At 60.2% G+C, this 4,428-nt stretch carries 6 protein-coding genes; 5 read left to right on the plus strand and 1 reads right to left on the minus strand.

Annotated elements, in window-relative coordinates; all coding sequences use genetic code 11:
- Positions 1–49 precede the first annotated feature (49 nt).
- A complete protein-coding gene (gene gluQRS, locus ACPYOI_RS35080) occupies positions 50–931 on the plus strand; it encodes a tRNA glutamyl-Q(34) synthetase GluQRS (RefSeq protein WP_481416437.1) in 882 nt (293 codons plus the stop codon).
- On the opposite strand, the gene ACPYOI_RS35085 is transcribed toward gluQRS, so the two are convergent.
- Complete coding sequence (locus ACPYOI_RS35085) at positions 896–1,861, minus strand: YihY/virulence factor BrkB family protein (protein WP_481416436.1); 966 nt, start codon at positions 1,859–1,861, stop codon at positions 896–898. The two genes, gluQRS and ACPYOI_RS35085, sit on opposite strands and share 36 nt — an antisense overlap.
- Positions 1,862–1,958: 97 nt before the next feature.
- Between ACPYOI_RS35085 and ACPYOI_RS35090 the strand changes: the two genes are divergently transcribed.
- The 4 genes from ACPYOI_RS35090 to ACPYOI_RS35105 are packed head-to-tail and all read left to right on the plus strand — an operon-like array spanning position 1,959 to position 4,385.
- On the plus strand, positions 1,959–2,792 hold the full coding sequence (locus ACPYOI_RS35090) for an SDR family oxidoreductase (RefSeq protein ID WP_481416435.1): 834 nt from the start codon (positions 1,959–1,961) through the stop codon (positions 2,790–2,792).
- An 18-nt stretch (positions 2,793–2,810) separates the two neighbouring features.
- On the plus strand, positions 2,811–3,014 hold the full coding sequence (locus ACPYOI_RS35095; protein WP_168832608.1) for a twin transmembrane helix small protein: 204 nt from the start codon (positions 2,811–2,813) through the stop codon (positions 3,012–3,014).
- A 21-nt stretch (positions 3,015–3,035) separates the two neighbouring features.
- Positions 3,036–3,614 (plus strand): cob(I)yrinic acid a,c-diamide adenosyltransferase, encoded by a 579-nt coding sequence (locus ACPYOI_RS35100; RefSeq protein ID WP_481416434.1) that lies wholly within the window; start codon positions 3,036–3,038, stop codon positions 3,612–3,614.
- A 36-nt stretch (positions 3,615–3,650) separates the two neighbouring features.
- Positions 3,651–4,385 (plus strand): rhomboid family intramembrane serine protease, encoded by a 735-nt coding sequence (locus tag ACPYOI_RS35105; protein WP_481416433.1) that lies wholly within the window; start codon positions 3,651–3,653, stop codon positions 4,383–4,385.
- The last annotated feature ends 43 nt before the right edge of the window (positions 4,386–4,428 follow it).

The following is a 4,428-nucleotide window of genomic DNA, read 5'->3' on the forward strand; positions in this document are numbered from 1 at the left end:
GATCTGCACGGTGCCTCGCGATGGTTTCGAATCCGTGGCAGAAGAAAGCATGACCACGACTCAGCGTCAAAAGCCCGTTTTTCGTTTTGCACCCAGCCCCAACGGCCCGCTGCATCTCGGCCACGCGCTTTCGGCTTTCCTCAATCAGGACATGGCAGCGGCGGCGGACGGACGTCTTTTGCTGCGCATCGAAGACATCGACCAGACGCGTTGTACACCTGATTTCGAAGCAGGCATCTACACCGATCTCGAATGGCTGGGGATCGGCTGGGAAAGCCCCGTTCGGCGGCAGTCCGAGCATTTCACGGAATATCAGGCGGCGCTGCGCAGGCTGATCGAGCGCGGACTGGTCTACCCTTCGTTTCTGACGCGCGGCGAGGTGAAAGCCCGAGTGACCGCCTCCGAAGCCGGCGGCAATCCCTGGCCGCGCGATCCGGACGGTTCGCCGCACTATCCAGCTGACGATCGCGACCGCAGCGAGGGTGAGCGGCAGAGGATGCTCGCATCGGGACTGAAGCACGCCTGGCGTCTCGATATGCTGCGCGCGCTGCAATCCCTCGGCCGCACCTTGCGCTGGGCCGAAACCGGCGACGCACAAACCGGCGAGATTGCCGCCGACCCATCAATTTGGGGAGATGTCGTTCTCTCGCGTTCCGATGCACCGTCGAGCTATCACCTTTCGGTCGTCATCGACGACGCTCTGCAGGGTGTCACGCATGTGGTGCGCGGGCTCGACCTCTTTCATGCGACGTCCGTCCACCGGCTGCTGCAGGCCCTGCTCGGTCTGCCGGAACCCATCTATCACCACCATCGGCTGGTGACGGATGCGGCGGGACGCAAACTCTCCAAAAGCGAAGGCGATACCGGCGTTGCCGAACTAAGAGCCAAGGGCTTGTCAGCGGCCGATATCCGGCACCTTGTCGGCCTTTGAGGACTTGCCGGCCTGTCCGCCCAGGAAGTTGCGGGAAAAGATAGCGCGTACGCGAAATTTCATCAGCGCCGCGTTGACCTCTGCGCCGATGATGAAGATGACGCCAACCATGTAAAGGAAAATCAGCACGACCATCACCGATGCCAAACCTGCATAGGTCGCCGTGTAGTTGGCAAAGGTCGCAAGGTAGTAGGCGAAGATCACGGCTCCCGCGAGCCAGAAAAGCAGTGTCAGCAGGACGCCCGGTATGACGTCATAAACGTGCCGCCGGCCGGCCGGCAGCCAAAGGTGAACGACGAGCAGGCCGACCGTCAGGACGAAGAGCGTTCCGTAGATTCGCCAGCTGAAGACGATCTGAAGTGCGTCGACGATGAGCGGCAGCCGTTCGCGGATGATGTCGGGGAGCCATTCGAGGGTGTCGTTGTTCAACAGCCATTCGCGCGCATAATTGAGCCCCACCGGCACGGCGACGAGCAGGATGCTGATGGCGGCAAAAATGATGACCGCAACGAGGACATAACCGAGGCTGGCAAGGCGGGTTAAATACCATGGGCGCGTTTCCTGCACGCGGTATGCACGATTGAGCGAAATGCGCAGCGCCTCGACACCGTTCGAGGCGAAGTAGGCGGCAGCCAGCACCGAGACCGTGAGCAGCCCGCCACGCGGGACGGTCAGGACTTGAAGCACTTGATCGGCAACGGGCTTGGCGATCGCCTCCGGCCATGTATCGAAAATGAGATGGACGGCCGTCGCAGAAAACTGATCGGCGCCAAGGAAGTTCGCAAGCGCCGTGCCGAAGATCAGGAAGGGAAAAACCGCAAGCAGGATCGACAATGCAACATGGCTTGCCATGGCGAAACCGTCATCCTCGATGAGATGGCAAATTGCGTCGTATGCCACGTCGTAGAACGTCCGCACTATCTTCGGCATTCCGTCCCCATCTTCGGCCATTCGTCTGCCGGCTTTCGTCGTTGTATCCTCCCGTCGAATATGGGAAACCAGTCCCATTTTGTACAGGAATCAATCCATGGCGGAGCAGCGTACCATCATCGTGACCGGATGCTCGTCCGGCATCGGTGCTTATTGCGCGCGAGCTCTGAAGGATGACGGCTGGCGCGTCTTTGCAACAGCGCGGAAACACGACGACGTTGCATCGTTGCGTGCTGACGGACTCGAAGCTTTCCTGATGGATTATACGCGGCCGGATTTGATCTCTGGCTTCGTTCGGGATGTGACCGAGGCGAGCGGCGGGCGCATCGACGCGCTTTTCAACAACGGTGGTTACGGCCAGCCCGGCGCGGTCGAGGATCTGACGACCGATGTGCTGCGCGCGCAGTTCGAAACGAATTTCTTCGGTTGGCACGAACTGGCGCGGCAGGTGCTGCCCTTGATGCGAAAGCGCGGTTCGGGCCGCATCGTGCAATGCTCGTCCATTTTAGGGTTGGTACCCTATCGCTTTCGCGGCGCCTACATTGCATCGAAATTCGCGCTCGAAGGCCTGAGCATTACATTGCGGATGGAGCTTCAGGGTAGCGGCATCCATGTAAGCCTGATCGAGCCGGGACCGATCGCCTCCCGCTTTACTGCCAATGCGCTCGCCAAGTTCAAAGCGCATGTCGATATCGGTAATTCGGTGCATGCGGCAGACTACCGACGGCAGCTCGCGCGGCTTGAGGGGACGGGCCTGAAGAATCGACATAAGCTTCAGCCGGATGCCGTCTATACCGTGCTGAAACACGCATTGAACTCGGACGCTCCGAGGCCACATTACCCTGTAACAACTCCGGCAAAACAGGGCATGCTCCTGAAGAGGCTGCTTCCGGCGGATCTCTTCTACCGTTTGATGCGCCGGACCGACTGAACAAGAAAGCCGAACGCCATGTCCACGGTCACCTACATTCTCGCAATCATCGTCATGGGCCTTGTGGCGCTCGTGCTGATCCGCGGCCTCTTCAATATGATGAAGGGCGGCAATCCGAACCTTTCCAACAAGCTGATGCAGTTGCGCATATTGCTGCAGGCGATCGCCGTGATCCTCATCATGCTGACGCTGTGGCTGACGGGCGGCGGGCGGCCGACCTGACGATTTCTCCAAGGAGGATAAATGGTCAAGCTCAACAAGATCTATACCAGGACGGGCGACGACGGCACGACGGCGCTCGTTTCCGGACCGCGGCGGCTGAAGCATGATCTGCGCGTCGAAGCCTATGGCACGATCGACGAGACGAACTCGGCGATCGGCATCGCCCGGCTGCACACGGCAGGCATGCCCGATCTCGACCAGATGCTGATCCGCATCCAGAACGACCTCTTCGATCTTGGCGCCGATCTGGCGACACCCGAGACGGGAGAGACGCCGGAATACGAACCGCTCCGCATCGTCGACACGCAGGTAACGCGGGTTGAACACGACATTGACGCGCTGAATGCCGCCTTGCAGCCGTTGAAATCCTTCGTCCTGCCGGGCGGCTCAGCGGCAGCCGCACATTTGCATCTCGCCCGCACCATTTCGCGCCGCGCCGAGCGATTGATGGTGGCGCTGTCGCGCACCCCGGGTGAAATCGTCAGCGAGGCAGCGCTGAAATATGTCAATCGGGTTTCCGATTTCCTCTTTGTTGCGGCGCGATACGCGAATGATCGCGGCAATGCGGACGTGCTTTGGGTTCCGGGCAAAAACAGGTAGGCTCTCGCCGGTTAGGATCGCCGGGGGCAGGCTTTCATGTTCATACCGCTGCACGACGCCAATACGCTGAAGCACATCAAAGTGCAGTGGGTGACGCTGAGCTTGATCGGCGTGAATATCGCAGTCTGGCTTTTCACCGATTTCCTCGTTCCCGAGCAGGTGGCTCAGGCAGCGGCGGTCGGCCTCGGCTACATACCGGCTGTCGCTTTTCACCACGCCGTGCTCGCTCCCGGACTCGCCATCGCTCCCGACGCGCTAACCTACGTCACCTATGCCTTCGTCCATGCCGGCTTCTGGCATCTCGCTTCCAACATGCTGTTTCTATGGGTGTTCGGCGACAATGTCGAAGATGCGATGGGGCATTTTCGCTTTCTGGTGTTCTATCTCATCTGCGCCGCTTTCGGCGCGCTTTGTCATGGTCTGCTTACGTCCGACTCGCAGGCACCGCTGATAGGCGCCTCAGGTGCGATTTCCGGCGTGGTCGCGGCCTATGTCATCCTTCACCCGCGCGTGAGGGTGTGGGTGCTGGTTTTCGCCCGCATTCCTTTGCCACTTCCGGCCTTCGTGCCGCTGCTGCTCTGGATCGGTCAGCAGTTCTTCATGCTGATTGTCGATCCGGACGGCAATGTTTCCTGGAGTGACCATGCCGGCGGGATCATCGCCGGCGCCGTTCTGGTCTTCTTCATGCGCCGCAGAGGCGTACCTCTATTCGATCGCGAGATCGTTACGCCCCGGGCCGTCCGAAGCACGCCGGCTGTGAGGCGGACATGACCAGCCGGACCTAAATGTTGACGTGAACGTAAGCGGTATATAT

This window comes from Rhizobium sp. SVR5-2C (assembly GCF_056755115.1).

Excerpts from the sequence above, each read along its gene's own strand:
- gluQRS (WP_481416437.1), top strand. The coding sequence starts at position 50 with ATGACCACGACTCAGCGTCAAAAGCCCGTTTTTCGTTTTGCACCCAGC.
- ACPYOI_RS35085 (WP_481416436.1), bottom strand. The coding sequence starts at position 1,861 with ATGCCGAAGATAGTGCGGACGTTCTACGACGTGGCATACGACGCAATT.
- ACPYOI_RS35090 (WP_481416435.1), top strand. The coding sequence starts at position 1,959 with ATGGCGGAGCAGCGTACCATCATCGTGACCGGATGCTCGTCCGGCATC.
- ACPYOI_RS35095 (WP_168832608.1), top strand. The coding sequence starts at position 2,811 with ATGTCCACGGTCACCTACATTCTCGCAATCATCGTCATGGGCCTTGTG.
- ACPYOI_RS35100 (WP_481416434.1), top strand. The coding sequence starts at position 3,036 with ATGGTCAAGCTCAACAAGATCTATACCAGGACGGGCGACGACGGCACG.
- ACPYOI_RS35105 (WP_481416433.1), top strand. The coding sequence starts at position 3,651 with ATGTTCATACCGCTGCACGACGCCAATACGCTGAAGCACATCAAAGTG.